The following is a 22,702-nucleotide window of genomic DNA, read 5'->3' as shown; positions in this document are numbered from 1 at the left end:
GTTATTTGCCCTCGAATTGTGGTTTGGCTTTCGCGATAAACGCGTTCAGGCCAGTCTGGAAATCTTCGGTGTCGTAGCAGGAGTAACTCGCGTCGATCTGCTCGGCAGTGGGTGCCACGCCTGCTTCCAGTTGGCGCGCGGCCTGGCGATGCCAGCGGGCGACCAGAGGCGCGCCCTGGGTGATGCGTTTGGCGCTGGCGAGGGTCTCGGATTCGACCTCGGCATCCGGCACGACCCGGGTCACGAGGTTTTTCACGTAGGCGTCGTTGGCGTCGAGAATGCGACCTTCCAGCAGAATCTCCAGGGTGGTCGAGCGCCCGGCCAGGGCGACGAGCCCGGCCATTTCGTCATAGGACATGACCAGCCCCAACTTGCCGACCGGCGCGCCGAAACGGCTGGAGGTGCCGCAGATGCGCAGGTCGCACAACGCGGCGATTTCCAGGCCACCGCCGACGCACACGCCGTGGATCATGGCGATCACCGGGTGCGGGCACTCGACCACGGCGCGCATCGCCGCCGAGGTGATTTCGGCGTAGTGACGGGCCTGGGCCTGGTTGGCGCGCACGCTGGGGAATTCGCTGACGTCGGCGCCGGCGGCAAACGCCTGTTCACCGGCGCCGCGCAACACCACGCAGCGCACGGAGGTGTCGGCGGACAGTTCGGTCATGACATCACCCAGGTCCTGCCACATGGACAGGGTCAGGGCGTTCATTTTCCCTGGGTGGCTGAGGGTGACGATGGCAATGGACGCTTGCCGTTCGATAAGGACGGTGGGCTTCATGATTGTTCCGCTGGCGTCGAGGCTCGTGGGGTGAGTTCGACGACGCGGTTGCCTCCTGATTTATTGTTGTTGGATAGCGGCTGCTTACAGCGATTGTTCGAGCATCGACAGGTAGTCCGCAGATGACGCTTCGCGCGGGTTGGTCTTGTGGCTGTGATCGTGCAACGCGCCTTCGACGATGCCGGCGAACAGGCTCTCGTCGACCCCGATCTCATGCAGGCGGGTCGGCAGGCCGAGGCGGCGGGTCATGTCCTCGATGGCGGCGCCGATATTGGCGTCGGCCTCAAGACCCATGGCGTGGCGCAGGCGTTCGAGCTTGCGTTCGTCACGTACGGTCGGGGCGTTGGCATTGAAGTCGACGACGGCTGGCAGAAAGATCGCGTTCAAGGTGCCGTGGTGCAGCTTCGGATTGATCCCGCCCAAGGCATGGGACAGGCTGTGCACGCAGCCCAGGCCTTTCTGGAATGCGAGGGCGCCTTGCATCGAGGCGCTCATCATGTTCATCCGCGCTTCGCGGTCGCCGGGCTCGGTGGTGGCGCGTTCGATGTGTTCCCAGGCGCGCCACAGGCCATCCAGGGCAATGCCATCGGCGGCGGGATTGAAGGCCGGGGCCATGAACGTTTCGATGCAGTGCGCGATCGCGTCCATGCCGGTGGCGGCGGTCAGCATCGCTGGCAAACCGAGGGTCAGCTCGGGGTCGCAGATCGCCACGCGAGGCACGACATACGGTGAGATGACGCCCACTTTGCGACCATCGTCGAGAATCAGGATGGCACCCCGGCCGACTTCGCTGCCGGTGCCGGCGGTGGTCGGAATCGCGATCAGCGGCGCGGTAGCCGAGGTGATGCGATCCAGTCCGCCCTCGATCACCGCAAAGCTTTGCAGCGGGCCGTCGTGGGTCGCGCAGACCGCTACGCCTTTAGCCAGATCGATGGAAGAACCACCGCCGACCGCGATGATGCCGTTGCACTCGCCGAGGCGATATTGCGCGACCGCTTCGCGTACGGCGTGTTCGTTGGGGTTGGGTGGCGTGGCGTCGAAAATCGCTGGAGCGCTGCCACCGAGGGCGGCGATGACTTTGTCGACGATGCCGGCATTGCGCACGCCGATGTCAGTGACGATCAGTGGCCGGGTGATGCCGGCGCGCTCGGCTTCGGCGGCCAGATGCGCCAGGCTGTCGTAGCCGAACTGGATTTTGGTGACGTAATTGATGAGGGACATGATTCACCACAAGTTATACAGGATTGTTATTGTTGCAATCGGTCCGGGGCAGGAGGGCTATCGCTCTCTGGTCAAACCCATTGCATTGCCTGGTTGTGGGGTGGACTATAGGGCCGTCGTGGCGAGCCCCGATACTGACAACTTTCGATACCTCTATAACTTTTAGTTAACCCTGATGACGCCCTCACTGAACTCGATCATGTCCCGCCTGCACATCAAACAGCTTCGTTTGCTGATTGCGCTGGATGAGCACGGCTCCTTGCTGGGCGCGGCCAAACAGGTCGCGCTGACCCAACCCGGCGCGAGCAAAGCGCTGCAGGAAATTGAAACCACTTTCGGCACTTCACTGTTCACCCGGACTAACCGCGGGCTTGAACCGAACGACGCCGGGCGCTCGGTGATTCGCTACGCGCGATTGATCCAGACCGACCTCGCGCACCTGCGCGAAGAGATCATCGGCATCATGAGCGGCGAGGGCGGGCGCGTGTCGGTCGGCACCATCATGGGCGCCGTGCCGCTGCTGACCACCGCGATCAGCCGAGTGATTGCCGACAACCCGAAACTGTCCATCGAAATCGTCGAAGACACCAGCGCGGCGTTGCTCAGCCAACTCGACGCCGGTCGCCTGGACCTCGCGATCTGCCGCACTACGATCAGCACCACCCCCTACTTATATGAGAGCTCTACATTCGTCGAAGAAACCCTGGCGGTGATCGCCAGCACTCAACATCCATTCGCCTATGCCCGGCAACTCTCGCTCAAGGACCTGGTGGATTACCGCTGGGTGGTCTATCGCGCCAACATGCCCATGCGCTTGCTGCTGGAGCGCGAGTTCCACGAAGCCGACTTGCGCTTCCCGGTGCACCTGCTGGAAACCACCTCGGCTTTTGCCACGTTGTCGTTGCTTCAGGAAAACCCGACCCTCGTCGCGCTGGTGTCCACCGACGTGGCGAAGTTTTGCTCCGGCTACGGCTTTACCACCACACTGCCGCTGCCCATCACCTCGCGCAGCGAACCCTATGAACTGGTCTCGCGCAAAAACGTGCCCGACTCGCCAGCGGCCAGGCTGTTACGCGAGGCGCTGTTGAACCCGAATTGAGGCTGTCGGAATACTGACTGGGTTTGGAATCGCGCATTCGTGCAATTGCGGAAAATGTGATTTGCGCCAGGCGCAATGTGGGAGGGCGCGTGCCATTGATGTTGCCTGACACTCCGCCATCGCGAGCAAGCTCGCTCCCACAGGGGGGCGAGGTTGATCACAGATTTTGAGTTCACTGAAAATCCAATGTGGGAGCGAGCTTGCTCGCGATAGCGCCATATCAAGCACTATCAATGTCGCCTGACACAGCGCCTTCGCGAGCAGGCTCGCTCCCACAGGGGGCGAGGTGGATCACAGATTTTGAGTTCACTGAAAATCCAGTGTGGGAGCGAGCCTGCTCGCGAAGAGACCATCACATTCAACATTGATGCTGCCTGACACACCGCCATCGCGAGCAGGCTCGCTCCCACAGGGTTTGTGTTCTGGTGCTTCAATCGCGATCTGTTACCGACAGGGTTTGTAGGCCCGCAACCCGGGCCTGGGCGACGAGTTCTTCGGTGTCTTCGCCGCCGGGCAGGGCGATGACCACGTCGGGGCGGCTGTCGCGTAGCATGAAGTGGTTGCGCAGGCGTTCGGCGAGTTTGCCGTGGCGTTGCCAGTTGGGTGGGTAGCGCACGATGTCGGCGCCGTGTTCGCGGGCCCATTCCTCGATGTCGGCGCCCAGGTATTGATTGCCACCATGGATCAGCACCTGCACCGGGTGCAGGCGCTGGAAGGCGTCGAGCACGCGGCGGCACTGGCGGCTGTCGGTGTAATGGCGGCCGGCACAGATCAGGACGCGCATGGCGAGGTTTCCTTGGCCTGATCATCCCCCAGCGACTCACCGGCCCGTTCCAGCAACGGGTAGGCGAGGGCGGCGATGTGGTGATGTACCCGACGGTAGTCACGCAGCACGCGCTGGAAGATATCGCCGGATTCGGCCCAGGTGCTTTTGTCCTCCTGCAGTTTGCGAAAGTGCGCGCGGCTGGCTTCGGCTTCCAGTCTTCTCACGATTTCCTTGCGCTGGACCAGTTGATGCGCGGTGCCGATGTCTTCGCGCAGGAACACGGTGATCGCCAGGCTCAGGCTTTCCAGCAACGCTTCGTGCAACGGCGCGATGTTGCGCAGCTCGAACACCGAGAAATGTTCGCCACGGCGCAAACGACGCATGGCCAGTTGCGTCAGGCTGCTGGAAAGAATGTCCGCCGCGTGTTCCAGATTGATCACGAACGTCAGGACTTCCTGGGCACGATCAGCATCGCTGTCGCTGATGCCTTCTTGCCCGATGTCCGCCAGATACGCACGAATCGCCGCACTCAGAACGTCGAGGGATTGATCGATGCGTCGCACCTCATCGGCACAGACCGGCGCCGAGGTGTGGAACAGTTGCAGCGTGCGCTCCAGCATGGCCGAGAGCATGTCGGCGATGCGCAGTGCTTCGCGGGCGGCATTCGACAGGCCGATGTTGGCCACTTCCAGACCCGCCTCGTCGAGGTAGCGCGGCATGCCTGGATCGACATCCCGTGGCGTTTCCGGCAACAGGCGAGTCAGCAATTTGGCCATCGGCTGGGTGAAACCGATAAACACCAGCGCCAGCAGCAGGTTGAAACCGGTGTGCAGATAAACCACCAGCGCTGTTGGATCAAGCTTCAACTCAGCAAACCACCCGGCCAACGGCAATACCACTGCCGCGCCAAGCGTGCGCACCAGCAGATTGCCGAGGGGCAGGCGCCGGCCAACGTTGGAGCCGGTATTGATCACCGACGGCAACGCGCCGCCGATGTTCACCCCCAGAACCAACGCGGCAATGGTGGTCACCGAGAGCATTCCGGTCGCGGCCAGCGACACGATCAGCAGCACCACCGCCACGCTGGAATGGCACAGCCAGGTGAGGATCAGCGCCACCAGCAACGCGATCAACAGATCGCCGTCGAGGCTTTGCATGATCAGCTGGAACACCGGCGTGCCTTCCACCTCCGCCAGGGTCGAGCCGAGCAGGTGCAGGGCCATCAACATCAGCCCCAGGCCGATCAGCGCACAGCCGATGCTCTCGAAACGCGAGTCATCCCTCGACCGGAAAACGATCAGGCCGGTCAGCAGCACCAGCGGCGTCAGGATCGAGATGTCAGCGCTGAGCAGTTGCACCACCAGGGTCGAACCGATGTTGGCACCGAGCATCACCGCCAGCGCCGGGGCCAGGCCCAAGGTGCCGGCAGCGGTGAACGAGGTGGCCATCAGGCTGACGGCGGTGCTGCTTTGCAGGATGCCGGTGATGCCGATGCCCGCGAGCAAGGCCAGCCAGCGGTTGTTCAGGTGCTGGCCCATCCACTGGCGCAGCGGCGTGCCGAAGCCGCGCAACAGCGCCGAAGAAATCATGTGCGTGCCCCACAGCAACAGTGCAATGGCGCCGGCGAGGTTGATCAGTAGAGTCGTTCCCGACATGAGAACTCTCCTTTATTCGTATGGTTAAACGCATTGCCCCTGTAGGAGCGAGGCTTGCCCGCGAAGGCGGTGTGTCAGCCGCCAACAATGTTGAATGTGAGGCCGTCTTCGCGGGCAAGCCTCGCTCCTACAGGGGATGGTGGTGTTCAGGCGATCAGAACCACTGCTTGAACCGGCGGATGTAGATCGTTTTCATGGTTTGCGCCACCACGCAGTAGCTGAGCAAGGTGCCCACCAGCCAAGGGAAATATTCCCATGGCAACGGCACCAGACCGACCAACGTCCCCAGCGGCGAGAACGGGATGTAGATACCCAGGCAGATCACCGTGCCGGTCGCCAGGATCACCGGTAACGCCGCGGTGCTCTGGAAGAACGGGATCTTCTGGGTGCGCAGCATGTGCACAACCAATGTCTGCGACAGCAGCCCTTCGATGAACCAGCCGGACTGGAACAGGCTCTGCATTTCCACGCTGTTGGCGGCGAACACGTACCACATCAGGGCAAACGTGGTGATGTCGAAGATCGACGAGGTCGGCCCGATCCACAGCATGAAGCGCCCGATATTCTTCGCATCCCACTTGCGCGGTTTGCGCAGGAACTCCTTGTCCATCTTGTCCCACGGCAACGCCAACTGAGAGATGTCGTACATCAGGTTTTGCAGCAGCAGATGAATCGACAGCATCGGCAGGAACGGAATGAACGCACTCGCCACCAGCACCGAGAACACGTTGCCGAAGTTGGAACTGGCGGTCATGTTCAGGTACTTCATGATATTGCCGAAGGTTTCGCGGCCCTTGAGCACGCCTTCTTCGAGGACCATCAGGCTCTTTTCCAGGAGGATGATGTCCGCCGACTCCTTGGCAATGTCAGTGCCGCTGTCCACGGAAATACCGACGTCGGCATCGCGCAGCGCCGGCGCATCGTTGATGCCGTCGCCGAGGAAACCCACGGTGTGACCGTTGGCTTGCAGGGCCTTCAGCACCCGGGATTTCTGCAGCGGCGTCAACTTGGCAAACACCGTGCGTTCTTCGACCCGCAGCTTGAGGGTGGTGTCGTCCATGTGCTCGATGTCCTGACCGAGCAGCGGGGTGCCTGGATCGAGCCCGACTTCGCGGCAGATCTTGCAGGTGACCACGGCGTTGTCGCCAGTCAGCACCTTGACCGTCACGCCCATATCCCGCAGTGCGGCAATCGCCGGGCCAGCGGTTTCCTTCGGCGGATCGAGGAAGGTCAGGAAGCCGCGGATCACCAGATCACGCTCATCGGCGGTGTGGTACTGGTTTTTGCTCTGGGCTTTCGGGATCTCGCGAGTCGCCACCAACAGCACCCGGAAACCGTCCTCGTTGTACTCGTTGGCCAACGCCAGCAGGTCTTTGCGCCGCTGCGCATCCAGCGCGACCACCTGGCCGTTCTCATGGATGTGGCTGGCGATCGACAGCATTTCCTCGACCGCGCCTTTGCACACCATCAGGTGATCGTCGCGGCTGTCCTTGACGATGATCGACAGGCGTCGCCGCACAAAATCGAAGGGCAATTCATCGACTTTGCTGTAGGCGAAAGGCACGCGGAATGCTGGGTTAGCATTGGCAAATAGCACCACTGCCTGATCCATCAGGTTTTTCAAACCGCTTTGGTGATGACTGTTTAGCCACGCCAGTTCGAGGATCGAATCATCGCGCCGACCGTGGCTGTCGACGTGGTGCTCAAGAATGATTTTGTCCTGGGTCAGGGTGCCGGTCTTGTCGGTGCACAGCACGTCCATCGAGCCGAAGTTCTGGATCGCGTTGAGGCGCTTGACCACCACTTTGCGCTTGGCCATCGCCATCGCGCCTTTGGCCAGGTTGGCGCTGACAATCATCGGCAGCATTTCCGGGGTCAAACCGACAGCCACTGCCAGGGCAAACAGGAAGGCATCGCCCCAGTCACCTTTAGAGAAGCCGTTGAGCAGGAAAACGATCGGCACCATCACCAGCATGAAACGGATCAGCAACCAACTGACGCTGTTCACCCCGCGGTCGAACGCCGTTTGCACCCGTGAGCCGACAATGGCTTTGGCCAGCGAACCGAAGTAAGTCCGCGCCCCGGTGGCGACCACCACGGCTTTCGCGGTGCCGCTGACCACGTTGGTGCCCATGAAGCAGATGTTTGGCAGGTCCAGCAAGTTCGATTGATCAGGCGCCGCGCTGGTGGCGGACTTCTGCGCGACATTGCCGAGGGTGTCGTACTTCTCGACTGGCAACGCTTCGCCGGTCAGCACCGCCTGGCTGATAAACAGGTCGCGGGACTCGATCAGGCGGATGTCCGCCGGGATCATGTCCCCAGCGCTCAGCTGCACGATGTCGCCGGCCACCAGGTCGCGCATCGGCACTTCCCGCAGCCGTGGTGTGCCGTCGTTGTGCTCGCGGCGCAGTACGGTGGCGGTCGTGCGCACCATCGCCTTAAGAGCTTCGGCGGATTTGGCCGAGCGATATTCCTGCCAGAAACGCAGCAGGCTGCTGAGGCTGACCATGGTCATGATAATGATGACTTTGGTCAGGTCGGCGTCATCCGCTTCACCGCTGCTGATCGGCAACCAGTAATCAGTGAAAAAACTGATACCGGCCAGGGTCAGCAACACATAGATGAACGGATTGTTCAGGGCTTTGAGCAGTTGGATCAGGGCGTGAGGCGGCTTGTCGTGGGCCACTTCGTTGTGACCGTTGCGCGCCAGGCGGCCCTGGGCTTCGAGTTCGGTCAGGCCGTCGGTGCTGGCATTGAGGTTGGTCAGCGTCACGGCGAGGCCGTTTTGCGCTTCCCGGGCGGCGCGCATCGACAGTTTGGCGTTGTCGGTGCTGGCGCCGCGAGTGGCTTTTTTTGCGGTGTTTACAAGGGTCATTGCTGTGCTCCTGCCGCAGGCTTGCGGCACGACACACAGGCACCTCAGCTAATGAAAGACGAGCGCACGTATGTCGAGCCGCCAATAAGCGATCGATTCTGATAGTTGCGTTTCAGGGTTTAACGTTCGCTGGCCAGCAACTGAATAGTTGTGGGCAGCGAACCGTCTACTGGCTTCGTCCATAACTAACTCACTATTTAACAGGCAATAAGAAGTTGCCGAATTCCTATATAAGGAAAACGCTGGGGAAGGACTTTTAAAGTGCCTTCAGCTCAATTGAAAGTGCGCGCGCCGAGGGCTAGGCTGAGCATCAGGCTCGCCTGTTGGAACAGGCGCGCGATGCGCCGACTCGGTGGTTCCGAGTTGTCGTCGACGCTCCAGCGTTGCTGAAGCTGGCCGGTCATCGGGCAGACGCGCCAGTTGGCACGCAGGTGCGCCTTGGCAGGGGAGGAATGGCTGGAAAACGGCGCGCGGGCCACGGCCGGGGCGAGACGCTCACGGCAGGACTTGACCCGCATGGTCGAGGCAAAGGCGCGTACGCCGGGCATTACAGTGGATTTGAAGTTCATAACATACCTCTGGACCGGACTGACGCCGGCGAGGCAAGTTACGGTGGAGCATCAAGCTCTAGCGCAGCTCACCCGACCGCAAAGTCGAGTCCCGTCATGTTCTGGGTTATGTGCCAGATCCTGCGAATTCGCAGTTACCCGACAGCGACTAGATACTGTGTCCATTGGATTCTTTTGTGAGTTGAAAAAAGGCCTGTGAAACCGGCCCGCGCAATTTACTCAGGCGGGTGGGGCAAGTCAACCGTAAATGTTCGATTAATGCGCTATTGAGTGTGGAAACTTCATATTTGTTTATTGAAGTTAGAGTTGGTTCAGGTAAATGACAGTGTAGGAGCGAAGCTTGCTCGCGAAGGCAATGTATCTGTCACATCATCGCTGGATGTGCCGCCGCCTTCGCGAGCAAGCTTCGCTCCTACAAATACAACCATGAATCAACGGGAAAACCGGTTCCGATAATCCCGTGGCGAAACACCGAGGTTGCGTTGAAAGGTAAAACGCATGCGTTCTTCATCGCCAAACCCGCATTGCCGGGCGATTTGGTCGATGTTGCGTTCAGAGTCTTCCAACAGCCGGCGCGCCGCCTCCAGCCGCAGAACTTCCACGGCTTTGGCCGGGGTGCGACGGGTCTTGAGTTTGTAGACCCGGGCAAAGTTGCGCGGGCTCATCTGCACCTGTTCGGCCAACACCTCCACCGTAAGGTTTTCGCGACTCAGGTTCTGCGCGATCCACAGGTGCAAGTCGTCGAAAACCGCGCCGTCCCGGGTTTGCGCCTGGAGCATCTCGCTGTACTGCGCCTGGCCGCCGGGGCGCTTGAGAAACACCACCAGTTCGCGTGCCACTTGCAACGCCACTTCGCGGCCGCAATCGGCTTCCACCAAGGCCAGTGCCAGGTCGATCCCGGCGCTGACTCCCGCCGAGGTCCATACGTTGCCTTGCTGGACGAAGATCGCATCGCTGTCGACTTCAATCGACGGAAAGCCTTCCTTGAGCATGTCGCACATTGCCCAATGGGTCGCCGCGCGCCGGCCTTCGAGCAACCCGGCCTGGGCCAGCAGAAACGTGCCGCTGCACACCGACGCGGTGCGCTTGGCTTTGGCCGAAGCCGCCGCCAACCAAGTGACCAGTTCCAGAGAATCATGCATCGCTTGGCGGATATTCGGCGCGCCGGGAACGATCAGGGTGTCGATGGCCAGCTCGGCGAAATCGCTCAACGGCAACGTCTCGACCACCAGCCCCTCGGCGGTCTGGATCAGGCCACCGCTCAGGCTCGCGGTGTGGCGCTCGTACCCCGGCAAACCGCGTTCGGCCATGGCTTTGGACGCGGCCCAGAACACGGTTTGCGCCCCGGTCAGGTCCAGCAGGCCCATGTCGGGGTAGGCGACGAACACGATTGAGCGCGGCTGAGCAATTTCATTCATGGGCAGCTTCCACAACGCCGGGTAAAAACGGCAGGATTTCAGGGTTTTATGTCATTTCGGGGGCCAGCGTCCAGCCCTACCATCGATTCCCGAACCAGCAGACAGTCGCTCGCTGTCTGCCTCCATCACGAGAACGAAGGTAGCCATCATGTCCCGCAAAATATTGATCGTCGGTGCCGGTTTCGCCGGTGTCTGGAGCGCCTTGGGCGCGGCACGCGTGCTGGACCTCAACGACAAGACTGACGATGTGGAAATTACCCTGATTTCCCCCAAGCCGGAAATCGTCATTCGTCCGCGCCTGCACGAACAGGCTCCCCACGAGATGAGTTCGCCGCTGCTGCCATTGCTGGAAGCGGCGGGGGTCAAGTTCATCGAAGCCGAAGTCGAGCGCATCGACACCTCCAGCGATCGGGTGGTGCATGCGCTGACCAGCGATGGCCGCCGCATCAGCGTGCCCTATGATCGTCTGGTGTTGACCAGTGGCAGCAAACTCAATCGCCCGCCAGTACCGGGCCTGCTGGAAAACGCTTTCGCCGTGGACCAGTTGTCCGATGCGGTAAAGCTGGATCTTCATTTGACGGAGTTGGGCGATCTGCCGGATTCGCCGGCACGCAACACCATCGTGGTCGTCGGCGGTGGTTTCACTGGCCTGGAAGTCGCCACTGAGTTGCCGGAACGCTTGCGCAGCCTGCATGGCACAGATGCCCAGTTCAAGATCATCGTGATCGAACGCAACGAAGAAATCGGCCCGGACTTGGGCCCGAAACCACGGCCAATGATCACCGAAGCATTGGTGTCGATGGGCATTGAGTTCCAGGTTGGCAGCGGGGTGGTGGCGATTGATGAAAACGGCGTGCTGACTGCTGCCGGTAAACGTATCGAAGCCAAGACTGTGATCTGGACGGGTGGCATGATCGCCAGCGGCCTGACCTCACAAGTCTCGTCCCGACTGGATCGCCAGGGCCGCGTTGAAGTCACCGGCGACTTGCGTGTGGTCGGCACCGATCACGTGTTCGCGGCAGGCGATGTGGCCATGGCCCTGACCGATGACGAAGGTCATTACTCGTTGATGTCCTGCCAGCACGCGATCTTCATGGGCCGCTTTGCCGGGCATAACGTCGCCGCCGATCTGGTGGGCGTGCCGACCCTGGAATACCGCCAGCCGTTCTACGCCACCTGCCTGGATTTGGGCGAGTGGGGCGCGGTGTACACCGAAGGCTGGGACCGCCAAGTGCTGCTGACCCACGACGAAGGCAAGGCGCGCAAGCGCATGATCAACACCCAGTGGATTTATCCGCCGGCGGCTAATCGTGCGGCGGCGCTGGAGGCGGGTAATCCGGAAATGGTTTACGGCTGACGTAACGCCATTTCGATTTCACACCGACCACTGTGGGAGCGGGCTTGCTCGCGAAGGGGGTGTGTCAGACACGTTGATGTCGACTGGCACTCCGCTTTCGCGAGCAGGCTCGCTCCCACATTTGTTCAAGTGTTGTTCGCAAGATTTATAGCCGGCACAGTTCCCTGTAGGAGCGAAGCTTGCTCGCGAAAGCGGTGTGTCAGACACATCGATGTCGGCTGACACGACGCTTTCGCGGGCAAGCCTCGCTCCTACGGGAATCGTGCCTTTCCAGAACAAATGTATTGCCCATACCTGTCTGTTTCCGCACAGGCGGGCTGCGTACCTTGGGGTCACTGCAACCCCATAAGGACGCCCCCAATGCTCAATCGTTTGATACTGCCTTTCACCTTGATCTTCACCTTCAGCGCCGCTCAAGCTGCGGATGCCGAAAAGTGGTACCCCTCGAAATACGGCGCCAACGATGAGATCGGTGCGCTCAATCTGCTCAACGCCGACTCGGTGCTCAACGCTGCCAAACTGATCAAGACCGGCAAGACCTACCCACTGGCCGTGCCCATCGACAAGACCCTGCCGGCCTTCCGTCATCGCAGTTTCAACCTGACCAACGTACAGCCGGGCGAGGCGGGTGGCACGACCATGGGCCCGAACAAATTCACCTTCAACGATGAACTGGTCGTGGGCTGGACTGGCGTCGGCACCCAGCTCAATGGCATCGGCCATATCGGCATCGACTACGTCTACTACAACGGCAATCGTGCGGCGGATTTCGTCACTGTCGAAGGCGTGAAAAAACTCGGCATCGAGAAGGTCCCGCCGATCGTTACCCGTGGCGTGGTACTGGACATGACCGCCGTATACGGCACACCAATCGTGCCGGAGAAAACCGAATTTACCGTCGCCGACATCCAGAAAGCCCTCGACCTGCAAGGCGTCACCATCCAGAAAGGCGATGTGGTGTTGTTCAACACCGGTTGGCTGGAACTGCTGGGCAAGGACAACAAGAAGTTCCTCGCGGTGGAACCGGGCATCGGTATGGCAGCGGCGAAATGGCTGGTCGACAAGCAGATCGTCGCCTTCGGTGGTGACACCTGGGCGTCGGAAATCTACCCGGCCAAGGACGGTCAGGAATTCCCGGTCAACCAGTACATGCTGGCCAAGAACGGCATCTACAACCTGGAACTGATCGACAGCCGCGCACTGGTCAAAGACAAGGCGTGGGAGTTCATGTTTGTCCTCGGCCAGCCGCTGTACAAGGGCTCGACCCAGGTCAACATCAACCCGGTAGCGATCCACTGATACCCACCACCCGTAGCACCTGACGAAGCCGGAGTTCGGCCCTTGTAGCAGCTGGCGAAGCCTGCGTTCGGCTCTGTAGCAGCTGGCGAAGCCTGCGTTCGGCTGCGCAGCAGTCGTGAAATCAGTCAACGCGGTGCTTCAGCTGGACCGCGTTCTCAGGTTTCACGACTGCTTCGCAGCCGAACGCAGGCTTCGCCAGCTGCTACAGGGCCGAACGCAGGCTTCGCCAGCTGCTACAGGGCCGAGCGCAGGCTTCGCCAGCTGCTACAAAGGCTGTTTTTTGCCTGAGTTTTTTTCCTGGAATGGAGAACACACGGACATGGTTCCTACCCTTGCCAGCATCGCTTCACGCCTGCGGCTCAAACAACTGCGCCTGCTGATCGCCCTGGATGATCGGGGCTCCCTGCACAAGGCCGCCGAGCAGATTTCGATCTCCCAATCCGGCGCCACCAAAGCCTTGCACGAAGTTGAATCACTGATTGGCATGCCGCTGTTCGAACGCCAACCCAAAGGCCTGGTGGCGAATGAAATGGGGCGCTGCATGATTCGCTACGCCCGGCTGATCCACAGCGATGTCGAGCATTTGCACGAGGAAATGCTCAGCATCCTGCAAGGTCAGGGCGGGCGTTTGTCGGTGGGGGTAATCATGGGCGCGGTGCCGTTGCTGACCCGGGCCTTGACTGCGTTGCGCCTCAAGCAGCCAGAGTTGTCGGTGGAACTGGTGGAGAACACCAGCGCCACCTTGCTTGGGTTGCTGGATCAGGGGCGGCTGGATCTGGCGATTTGTCGCACCAGCGTTGGCCAGCGAACCGAGGCTTATGACTGCATCGAGCTCAGCGAGGAACCCTTGGCAGTGGTCGCCAGCAAAGACCATCCCCTGGCCGCTGCTGAGTCGTTGCAACTCTCGCAGTTGAGCGATTACCGCTGGGTCGTCTATCCCAAGGACATGCCGATGCGTCAGGCCCTGGAACGTGAACTCAACGAAGCGGGGCTGGAGATCCCGCGTTATCCGCTGGAAACCTCGTCGATCCTCGCCACCATTCTGTTGGTGCAACAGGACCCGACGTTGCTGGCGGTGATTCCCGTGGAAGTCGCCGAGTACTGCGAGCAATTCCATCTGCTGGTGAAGCTGCCGGTGGCGTTGCGTGCGCTGAACGAACCTTTCGGCGTGATCACCAGAGCCGGCGCCGATCTGTCTCCGGCGGCGACCCTGCTGATCAACGAACTGCAGAACGACCTGACTACTTGATCACGATCGGATTCACCGGCGCCCCGGTGCCGCCGACAATCTTCAGCGGCGCGGCGGTGTAGAGGAATTTCCACTGGCCGTCGGCGGCGCAATCACTGGCCAGCTCATCGAGCAGCGCCACTTCGGTGAAGGTCACGCCGAGGTTGCGCATCAAGGCGTTGTGCAACGGGATCAGCACGCCGGTGGTGGGGTCGACCGCCACTTCGTTGGCCATGGTGTCGGTGACCAGGTTGGGGATTTCCATCTGGTGAAACCATTCCACCAGTTCACGGCTGAAGGTCAGGCCTGGCTCAGCGAAATCCTTGTAGAACTCTTCCGGTTCGCGGTCATAGAACGAGCCGATCCAACCGGTGCGGATGATCAGGATGTCGCGTTTCTCGATCTCGATGCCTTGGGCTTTCGCCGCCGCCAACAGGTCCAGATGGGTAAAGGTTTCGCCCTTATCCAGCACCGCTTTGCCGCGATGACGTGCCATGTCGATCAGCACTGCGCGCCCGACAATTCCGCGCTCGGCAATCGGCAAAATACTGGCCTTGTCCATGCTGCCGATGGTGCTCATGGCGTCGTAGCCGTTCCACAATTTGTTGTCGTGCCACACATGACCCAAGGCGTCGTACTGGGTCGAGCCTTGCAGGTGCATGAAGATCACATCGTCGGCGTATTCCACATGGCCGTCGAAGTGGGTTTTGCCAGCGAGGAAATGCCCTTGTCCAGCACATTGACCCGCATCGACGGGCGTCGGCCGGGCCACAGCGGTTCGCCTTTGGGATGGCCGATCTGCACTTGCAGGGTGAAGGTCTTGCCCTGGCGCACCGAAGTGATGCCGCGCAGGATCTCGGCGCTTTGCAGGTAATTCAGGGCACCGACTTCATCGTCAGGGCCCCATTTGCCCCAATTGGTGGGCAGGCCTTCGAGGAGTTTTTTGATGTCGGGAGAACGGTCGGCGGCGGTGTTATTGGTGTTGTGGTCGCACATGAGGTTGTCCTTGGAATTGGGGCATACCCGCCCTTGTAGGAGCGAGGCTTGCCCGCGAAGGCGGTGTGTCAGAAACGATGATGTTGACTGACACGCCGCCTTCGCGGGCAAGCCTCGCTCCTACAGGGGGCGGTGGCGTTTGGGGGTTATTTGATCGGTGAGAAATCCGCCGCGATCAGCAGTTTCGATTCCATTTTTTCCAGCATCGGAAACGCAATCGGCACAAACCCTTCCAGCCAATCCGCATCCTGATACAACGCCGCGCGCTTCTTGATTCGCTCATCCAGGCTCTCGTAGGCCCAGATATGGATTACCTGGTTCAACTCGCCGATTTCCGTGTACCACCAGCCCACCAATTTGGCGTAGCGGGAGATCACCGGCAGGCCGTTTTCCTCGAAGTGCTTGAGGTAGGTCTGCATTTTTCCGATCTGGATCGTGTAGGTGCGCATTTCGTAAAACATGGGGTTGGTCTCTTCAGGAATGAGTGCCGTGGTAGGCGTTGTTGATGATCCGTTCGATGTCGGCGGCGGTGGTCAGGCGCGGGTTGACCAGTACGTTGCCGCTGCGCATCGAGTCGCTGACCATCTGCGGCATGTAGTCGAGGTCCACGCCCAGGTCCTTGATGTTGGCGGGGATGCCAATGGCCTGGTTCAGCGCCATGACGTGCTCGACCACTTTGCGGCCCGCTTGAACAGGACTCAGGCCATCGACGTCTTCGCCCATGGCGATAGCGATCTCGCGGAACAGCTCCGGGCAGGCCGCCAGGTTGTATTCGATGACGTAGGGCAGCAGCGTCGCGTTGGCGATGCCGTGGGGGATGTTGAAGACGCCGCCGAAGGTGTGGGAGATCGCATGCACGTTGCCGAGTTTCGACTGGGCAAACGCGACGCCGGCGAGGAACGAGCCGAGCAGCATCTGTTCCCGCGCGTGCAGGTCGGAACCGGTGAAGAATGCCTTGGGCAGGTGCGTGCAGATCATCTTGATCGCTTGCAGGGCCAGGGCCTGGCTCACCGGATTAGCCTGCTTCGACACGTAGGATTCGATGGCGTGGGTCAGGGCGTCCATGCCGGTGGCGGCGGTGATCGACGGCGGCAATTTGAGGGTCAGTTCGGCGTCGAGAATCGCCAGTTTTGGAAACAGTGCCGGGCTGATGATCACGGTCTTGAACAGAGTCTTGGTGTTGGTGAACACCGTGGAGGCGGTGCATTCGCTGCCGGTGCCGGAGGTGGTCGGGATCGCGAAAATCGGCAGCGGCGGGTGCAGCAGTTTGTCGTAGCCTTCGTAGTCGAGGATGTTGCCGGGGTTGGTGGCCATGGCCGCCACACCCTTGGCGGTGTCGATACTGCTGCCGCCACCGACGCCGATCACTGCATCGCACTCGTGGCTTTTCAGGAAGGCCACGGCGCGTTCCAGCACGTCGGTGGTGGGATTCGGTTCGACGCCGGCGAACACTTCGTAGCGGATTTCACTTTCAGCCAGCGAGGCGAAAAAGCTCTCCATCACCCCGGACGCGATCAGCCCCTGATCGGTGACCACCAGCAGTTTTTTTCGAACATGCGGCTTGAGCAATGCACCGGCCTGACGCACCAGGCCGGTGCCGCTCTTCAAAGTTGTGGGGAAATAAAACTGGAACGGGTTCATGGGTGTCTCCGGTTTTTTATTGGTCGGGAGACAGTAATAAGCGGGGCGGGCGGCTGATAATGAAAAGGTCTGATCCGGTGATCACCCTTTGTCATCCCCTGAGGTATCGGGCAGCAGTGGTAACGTAAGGTTTTTCAACTGTCAGGAGCATCGTCATGGATTTGGGAATTTCGGGCCGCTGGGCCATCGTCTGCGCCGCCAGCAAAGGCTTGGGCCTGGCCTGTGCGCGGGCCTTGGCGAAGGAGGGCGTCAACCTGGTGATCAATGCGCGCGGCGAAGAAACCTTGCAGTCCGCTGCCAAAGAGTTGCGCAACCTGGGCGTCGAAGTGCGCACCGTTGCCGGAGATATCAGCGAACCCGCCGTGCGCGAGCAGGTGCTGGCGGCGTGTCCGCAGGTGGACATCCTGATCAACAACGCCGGCGGCCCGCCACCGGGGGACTTCCGCGACTGGCAGCGCGAAGACTGGCTGAAGGCGCTGGACGCCAACATGCTCACGCCCATCGAGCTGATCAAGGCCTGCGTCGATGGCATGGCCGAGCGTGGGTTCGGGCGCATCGTCAACATCACCTCCGGCGCGGTGAAGGCGCCGATTGATGTGCTGGGCCTGTCCAACGGCGCCCGCAGTGGCCTCACCGGTTTTATCGCTGGGCTCGCGCGTCAGTCGAAGCTGGCCGGGAACAACGTGACGATCAACAACCTGCTGCCGGGACCGTTCGAAACCGAGCGCTTGCACAAGACGCTGAGCGCTGCCGCCGACGCCAACGGCACCAGCGTCGAAAGCATCAGCGAACAGCGGCGCAAACATGTGCCGGCCCAACGCTTCGGCCAGCCTGACGAGTTCGGTGCCTATTGCGCGTTCATCTGCAGCGCCCAGGCTGGATTCCTCACCGGGCAAAACCTGTTGTTGGACGGCGGCAGCTACCCCGGCACGTTCTGATCTTTGCGGGGGATGACGTTTGGTAATCCCCCAATCAGATCCCATCATTATTCACTTGTCAGGCGCGTGATTAGAGTGGGACTGCTTGCCGAATGCCAGTCAGCCATGACGCAAACCCCTGTAGGAGCGAGGCTTGCCCGCGAAGGCGTCGTGTCAGTCAACATTATCGTTATTGACACACCGCCTTCGCGGGCAAGCCTCGCTCCTACAGGTTTTGCGTCGTGACTGATGGGCATTGGGCAGCTTGCATCCACAACAATAAAGAGCGCCCCTCATGAACAATCCGAGTGCTGAAACGCTGTCCCTGTCCGCCGCCGAACGTCCCACCAGCGTGCGCTGGCGCATCTTCCTGATCATGTTGCTGCTGACCGCAATCAACTACATCGACCGCGCCTCGCTGTCGGTGGCCTTGCCGCTGATTTCCAGTGAATTCCAGATCCCGCCTGCGCTGGAAGGCTTGATGCTCAGCGCGTTTTTCTGGTCTTACGCGTTGATGCAGATTCCCGGCGGCATGCTGCTGGATCGCTTCCAGACCCGCCGTGTGATTGTCATTGCGACCGTCGCCTGGGGCGCGTTCCAGGCCTTGGCCGCCGGGGCGCACAACTGGATCCTCCTGCTCATCACCCGCATGGGTTTGGGCATCGCCGAATCGCCGATCATGCCCGCCGGGGCCAAGCTCAACGGCGCCTGGCTGACCCCCAACGAACGCGGACGCGGCGCGGTGTTGGTCGACGGCGGCGCACCGTTGGGCAGTGCGTTTGGCGCGATCATCATTGCCGGCCTGATCGGCTGGTTCGACTCGTGGCGCATCGCGTTTGTGATCGCCGGGGTCGGCACCATGCTCGCCGGGGTGCTGGCCTGGAAATACATCCGCAACCACCCCAGCGAACACCCCGGCGTCAACGCTGCGGAACTGGCGCACATCACTGAAGGCAATCGCCAGACCAGCCAACCCGGCGCGGTCACCAGTATCCCGCTTAAAGAACTGCTCAAGGACCGCTCGGTGCTGGCGATGTTCGCCGGTTACTGCTGCATCCTCAGCGTGTTTTACGGCTTGCTGACCTGGATGCCGAGCTACCTGCACCAGACCCACGGCTTGAACATCTCCAGCATGGGCGGCGCGACGTTTTTGATCTTTATGTGCGGCTTCGTTGGCGAATTGGTGGGTGGTTATCTCGGCGACAAATGGAAATCCAGCGGCGCCTCGCCCAACCTGGTGATGCGCAGCATGTTCAGCGGTTCGGCGCTGGTGGCGGCGCTGTGCATGCTGGCGGTGGCCTATGCGAACGAAGCGAGCAAAGCGATTGGCCTGCTCTGCGTGGCGATGTTTTTCATTCGCTGGTGCGGCATGTACTGGTGCATTCCGTCGATCCTCGGCGGCACCTCGAAAACCGGCGTGCTGGCCGGCACCATGAACTTCTGCGGCAACATGGCTGGCGTGATCGTGCCGATCCTGATCGGCTTGATCGTGCAGTTCACCGGGTCGTACTTCCTGGTGCTGATCTTCTTTGTGGTCATGGCCCTGCTGCTGGCGATTTTCTCCAGCCTGATCGATTATCGGGAACGGGGTCTGGCGTGAAATGAGCGGAGGGCAGGTGAGCGTCGATATCGAATGCGTGGTGGTCGGGGCCGGCGTGGTCGGTCTGGCGGTGGCTCGGGCGTTGGCTTTGAGCGGGCGCGAAGTGATTGTGGTCGAGGCCGGCGAGGGGATTGGCGTGGGCATCAGCTCGCGCAATTCCGAGGTGATTCATGCGGGGATTTATTACCCGAGCGGGAGCCTCAAGGCGCAGCTGTGTGTCGAGGGCAAGCAGCGCTTGTATGCCTTTTGCGATGAGCGTGGCGTTGATTATCAGCGGCTGGGCAAGTTGATTGTTGCGACCGATGAGGATCAGCGAGCGGCGTTGCGACGGCTGCTGGCGCAGGGGTTGCGCAATGGTGTCGATGATTTGCAATGGCTGGATGCCGATCAGGCACGAGAGCTTGAACCGGCGTTGTCCTGCGTCGCTGCGCTCTGGTCGCCGTCCACCGGCATTGTCGATTCCCATGGGTTGATGCTGGCGCTGCAAGGGGATGCGGAAGCTTCGGGCGCGTCGGTTGCGTTTCATACGCCGCTGGTGGCGGCGCGTTGTATTGAGCAGGGATTTGAACTGCAAATGGGTGGTGCGCAACCCATTACGTTGACCTGTCGTGAGTTGATCAACTGCGCCGGGTTGTCCGCGCCTGAGGTGGCGAGCCGGATCAGCGGCTTGCCGGCACAGCACGTTCCAACAGCGCGTTTGTGCAAGGGCAGTTACTTCAGCTTTAGCGGCCGGGCGCCGTTTCGGCACTTGGTTTATCCGGCACCGGAAAGCGCTGGGCTCGGGGTGCACATGACGCTCGATCTGGGCGGCCAGGCTCGGTTCGGGCCGGACGTGGAATGGGTCGATCACATCGACTATCGCGTCGATCCGCGCCGGGCGGATGGCTTTTATCAGGCGATCCGCCGTTACTGGCCGGGGTTGCCGGATGACAGCCTGCAACCGGCCTACAGCGGCATTCGGCCGAAGATTACTGGGCCGACCGAACCGGCCGCTGACTTCATCATCAGCGGCCCGGCGGAGCATGGTGTGCCGGGATTGGTGAATCTGTTCGGCATTGAGTCGCCGGGGTTGACCAGTTGCCTGGCGTTGGCGGAGCGAGTCGTGGTCGAGATCCGATGAACACCACAAATCAACTATGGGAGCGAGCTTGCTCGCGATTGCGGTGGGTCATTCAACATAGATGTTGGCTGACAGTCCGCTATCGCGAGCAAGCTCGCTCCCACAGGGTTTTGTGGTGTTGTTGTAGACCGGTTGCTGTGCGGGCTCAGTCAGCACCTTCCTGAACGTCTCCACCAACGGCCGCAAATTGATCCGGTGCCACGCAGCCCACAACGGCGTGGTAAACGAAATCCACGGCACTTCCCGCAACACCACCCCCGGCGGTGCATTGCGGCTCAAGCCTTTCTGAATCATCGCAATCCCCAGCCCTGACGCCACCAGCCCCAGCGCAGTAAACGGCTCTGTCGCCTCCATCCGAATGTCCGGCGTAAACCCGGCACGGATGCAGGCGCTGACGAAGTCTTCGCGGCTCGCGCAATTCTGCCGGTGTTGCACGCCGATCCATTCCTGATCAGCCAGGTCTGCTGGTCCCAACGTGGCCTGATGCGCCAGCGGGTGATGCTCAGGCAAAGCCAGCAGCATCGGGTCGTCCAGTACCTGAAAACCCAACAGATCCGGGTCGTCGGCGACGGGCGGCTCGCTCACCAGGGCAATATCCAGACTACGCTGGCGAAGGCCTTCCAATTGTTCCACAGAGCTCAAGTTGTACAGCGCGACGTGCACATTCGGCCGGTCCACGCGCAACACGCGCAGGGCATTCGGCAACACGCCAGCGTGCATCGCGTTTTCGATATAGCCGATGCACAAGCCGCCTTCTTCGCCGCGGCCGAGGCGCTTGCCCAACGATTCCAGGCGATTGGCGTGGGTCAGCAAGGCACGGGTTTCCGCGAGAAAGGTCTGGCCGTCGCGGGTCAGGCGAATGCGTTGCTGGCTGCGTTCGAACAGGGTCAGGCCCAGGCGTTCTTCGAGCTGGGCGATCTGCCGGCTCAGGGGCGACTGAGAAATGTGCAGGCGTTCGGCGGCGCGACCGACGTGTTCTTCCTCGGCGACGGCGACGAAGTAGCGCAATTGGCGGATGTCGATCATGTCAGACCTCTGGGGACTCAAGTGCTGCGCATTATGTCTTGGACGGTCCGATCACGGCAATCTACGATCGGCTCAACGGTCACCAAAGCTGACCTCGACACTCAAGAGGAATCACCCATGAGCTTGAAAGACAAACTGCCCGGCGCGCTGGGTTTCGGCACCGCCCCATTGGGCAACATGTTCCGCGCGATCCCGGAAGAAGAGGCGATGGCCACCGTGCACGCCGCCTGGGATGCCGGCGTGCGTTACTTCGACACTGCGCCGTTCTACGGTTCGGGCCTGTCGGAAATCCGCCTCGGCACCGCGTTGTCCCAATACAACCGCGACGACTATGTACTCAGCAGCAAAGTCGGGCGGGTGATCCTCGATGAAATCGAAGACACCGCCGCCCGTGATCTCGGCGAGAAGGCCGGCGTATTCGAACACGGTCGCCCGAACAAAATCGTCAACGACTACAGCGCCGACGCAACCCTGCGTTCGATCGAAGACAGCCTCAAACGCCTACAAACCGATCGCCTGGACATCGTCTGGATTCACGACATCGCCCAGGACTTCTACGGCGATCAATGGCTGGAATACTTCAATCAGGCCCGCACCGGCGCGTTCAAAGTGCTGACCCGTTTGCGCGAAGAAGGCGTGATCAAAGGCTGGGGCCTGGGCGTGAACAAGGTCGAGCCGTGCGAGCTGACCCTGGACCTCACCGAAGCCCAGCCGGACGGTTTCCTGTTGGCCGGTCGCTACACGCTGCTCGATCATGACCGCGCCTTGCAACGCTTGATGGAGTCGGCCCTGGCGCAGAACGTTGAAATCGTCGTCGGTGGTCCTTACAGCTCGGGCATCCTGGCCGGCGGTACGCACTTCGAATATCAAAAGGCGAGCCCGGCAATCATCAATAAAGTCGAGCACATCAAGCGAATTGCGGCGGCCCACGGCGTCAGCGTCAAAGCGGCGGCATTGCAGTTCTCCCTGGCCAACCCGGCAGTGGCGGCGGTGATTCCGGGTTCGAGCCGTCCCGACCGCATCGCTGAAGATGTGGCCGCGTTGTCGGAGGTCATCCCTGCGGCGTTCTGGCAGGCATTGCGTGACGCGAAACTGGTTTCCGAGCGCGCACCACTGCCAATCATTGGAGGTTGA

18 protein-coding genes and 1 pseudogene are annotated in these 22,702 nt (G+C 61.0%); 8 read left to right on the top strand and 11 right to left on the bottom strand.

Annotation, left to right across the window (positions count from 1 at the left end; genetic code table 11):
* Position 1: 1 nt before the first annotated feature.
* The gene (locus ACIOYV_RS07635; RefSeq protein WP_401322378.1) at positions 2-781 is read right to left on the bottom strand and encodes an enoyl-CoA hydratase-related protein; all 780 of its coding nucleotides are present in this window, start codon (positions 779-781) and stop codon (positions 2-4) included.
* An 84-nt stretch (positions 782-865) separates the two neighbouring features.
* A complete protein-coding gene (locus tag ACIOYV_RS07630) occupies positions 866-2,002 on the bottom strand; it encodes an iron-containing alcohol dehydrogenase (RefSeq protein ID WP_401322376.1) in 1,137 nt (378 codons plus the stop codon).
* 175 nt (positions 2,003-2,177) lie between these two features.
* Here ACIOYV_RS07630 and ACIOYV_RS07625 point away from each other — a divergent pair, with 175 nt between their 5' ends.
* Positions 2,178-3,101 carry a LysR family transcriptional regulator gene (locus tag ACIOYV_RS07625; protein ID WP_054052714.1) on the top strand — a complete coding sequence of 308 codons (924 nt, stop codon included), beginning with the start codon at positions 2,178-2,180 and terminating at the stop codon, positions 3,099-3,101.
* A 430-nt stretch (positions 3,102-3,531) separates the two neighbouring features.
* On the opposite strand, the gene ACIOYV_RS07620 is transcribed toward ACIOYV_RS07625, so the two are convergent.
* The 5 genes from ACIOYV_RS07620 to ACIOYV_RS07600 all read right to left on the bottom strand — a co-directional run bounded on the left by ACIOYV_RS07620 (position 3,532) and on the right by ACIOYV_RS07600 (position 10,384).
* Positions 3,532-3,885, bottom strand: a complete 354-nt coding sequence (locus tag ACIOYV_RS07620; protein WP_401322372.1) for an SLOG family protein — start codon at positions 3,883-3,885, stop codon at positions 3,532-3,534.
* On the bottom strand, positions 3,873-5,522 hold the full coding sequence (locus ACIOYV_RS07615; RefSeq protein WP_401322370.1) for a Na/Pi cotransporter family protein: 1,650 nt from the start codon (positions 5,520-5,522) through the stop codon (positions 3,873-3,875). The genes ACIOYV_RS07620 and ACIOYV_RS07615 overlap by 13 nt, the downstream gene beginning before the upstream one ends.
* A gap of 154 nt (positions 5,523-5,676) precedes the next feature.
* On the bottom strand, positions 5,677-8,397 hold the full coding sequence (gene mgtA / locus ACIOYV_RS07610) for a magnesium-translocating P-type ATPase (RefSeq protein WP_401322368.1): 2,721 nt from the start codon (positions 8,395-8,397) through the stop codon (positions 5,677-5,679).
* A 272-nt stretch (positions 8,398-8,669) separates the two neighbouring features.
* Entirely contained in the window at positions 8,670-8,966 is a 297-nt protein-coding gene (locus tag ACIOYV_RS07605) for a hypothetical protein (protein ID WP_401322366.1), read from the bottom strand.
* Between the two features lie 431 nt (positions 8,967-9,397).
* On the bottom strand, positions 9,398-10,384 hold the full coding sequence (locus tag ACIOYV_RS07600) for a GlxA family transcriptional regulator (protein WP_401322364.1): 987 nt from the start codon (positions 10,382-10,384) through the stop codon (positions 9,398-9,400).
* 148 nt (positions 10,385-10,532) lie between these two features.
* On the opposite strand from ACIOYV_RS07600, the gene ACIOYV_RS07595 reads away from it, so the two are divergent.
* The 3 genes from ACIOYV_RS07595 (at position 10,533) to ACIOYV_RS07585 (ending at position 14,289) form a co-directional block, all read left to right on the top strand.
* Positions 10,533-11,741: an NAD(P)/FAD-dependent oxidoreductase gene (locus ACIOYV_RS07595; RefSeq protein WP_401322361.1), complete on the top strand. Its 1,209-nt coding sequence runs from the start codon at positions 10,533-10,535 to the stop codon at positions 11,739-11,741.
* A gap of 360 nt (positions 11,742-12,101) precedes the next feature.
* Positions 12,102-13,040: a cyclase family protein gene (locus ACIOYV_RS07590; RefSeq protein WP_401322359.1), complete on the top strand. Its 939-nt coding sequence runs from the start codon at positions 12,102-12,104 to the stop codon at positions 13,038-13,040.
* A gap of 319 nt (positions 13,041-13,359) precedes the next feature.
* A complete protein-coding gene (locus tag ACIOYV_RS07585; RefSeq protein ID WP_401322357.1) occupies positions 13,360-14,289 on the top strand; it encodes a LysR family transcriptional regulator in 930 nt (309 codons plus the stop codon).
* On the opposite strand, the pseudogene ACIOYV_RS07580 reads toward ACIOYV_RS07585, so the two are convergent.
* From ACIOYV_RS07580 to ACIOYV_RS07570, 3 genes and pseudogenes are all read right to left on the bottom strand, one after another.
* Positions 14,282-15,264, bottom strand: a pseudogene (locus ACIOYV_RS07580) (cyclase family protein). The gene ACIOYV_RS07585 and the pseudogene ACIOYV_RS07580 sit on opposite strands and share 8 nt — an antisense overlap.
* Before the next feature lie 146 nt (positions 15,265-15,410).
* Positions 15,411-15,725 (bottom strand): NIPSNAP family protein, encoded by a 315-nt coding sequence (locus tag ACIOYV_RS07575; protein ID WP_054615203.1) that lies wholly within the window; start codon positions 15,723-15,725, stop codon positions 15,411-15,413.
* A gap of 13 nt (positions 15,726-15,738) precedes the next feature.
* Positions 15,739-16,905 carry an iron-containing alcohol dehydrogenase gene (locus ACIOYV_RS07570; RefSeq protein ID WP_401322356.1) on the bottom strand — a complete coding sequence of 389 codons (1,167 nt, stop codon included), beginning with the start codon at positions 16,903-16,905 and terminating at the stop codon, positions 15,739-15,741.
* Positions 16,906-17,060: 155 nt separating this feature from the next.
* On the opposite strand from ACIOYV_RS07570, the gene ACIOYV_RS07565 reads away from it, so the two are divergent.
* From ACIOYV_RS07565 to ACIOYV_RS07555, 3 genes are all read left to right on the top strand, one after another.
* Positions 17,061-17,843: an SDR family oxidoreductase gene (locus tag ACIOYV_RS07565; protein ID WP_401322354.1), complete on the top strand. Its 783-nt coding sequence runs from the start codon at positions 17,061-17,063 to the stop codon at positions 17,841-17,843.
* Positions 17,844-18,117: 274 nt separating this feature from the next.
* Positions 18,118-19,422: an MFS transporter gene (locus ACIOYV_RS07560; protein WP_054052689.1), complete on the top strand. Its 1,305-nt coding sequence runs from the start codon at positions 18,118-18,120 to the stop codon at positions 19,420-19,422.
* Positions 19,423-19,438: 16 nt separating this feature from the next.
* Positions 19,439-20,542, top strand: coding sequence for an NAD(P)/FAD-dependent oxidoreductase (locus tag ACIOYV_RS07555; RefSeq protein WP_401322351.1), 1,104 nt, complete (start codon positions 19,439-19,441; stop codon positions 20,540-20,542).
* A 48-nt stretch (positions 20,543-20,590) separates the two neighbouring features.
* Here ACIOYV_RS07555 and ACIOYV_RS07550 read toward each other — a convergent pair whose 3' ends face one another.
* A complete protein-coding gene (locus tag ACIOYV_RS07550) occupies positions 20,591-21,568 on the bottom strand; it encodes a LysR substrate-binding domain-containing protein (RefSeq protein ID WP_401322349.1) in 978 nt (325 codons plus the stop codon).
* A 117-nt stretch (positions 21,569-21,685) separates the two neighbouring features.
* Here ACIOYV_RS07550 and ACIOYV_RS07545 point away from each other — a divergent pair, with 117 nt between their 5' ends.
* Positions 21,686-22,702 (top strand): aldo/keto reductase, encoded by a 1,017-nt coding sequence (locus ACIOYV_RS07545; RefSeq protein WP_401322348.1) that lies wholly within the window; start codon positions 21,686-21,688, stop codon positions 22,700-22,702.

The sequence above is a fragment of the Pseudomonas sp. NPDC087342 genome, assembly GCF_044744265.1.
Taxonomy (GTDB): domain Bacteria; phylum Pseudomonadota; class Gammaproteobacteria; order Pseudomonadales; family Pseudomonadaceae; genus Aquipseudomonas; species Aquipseudomonas nunensis.
Note: the sequence above shows the minus strand (reverse complement) of the source record. Positions and strands in the feature narration are given on the sequence as shown.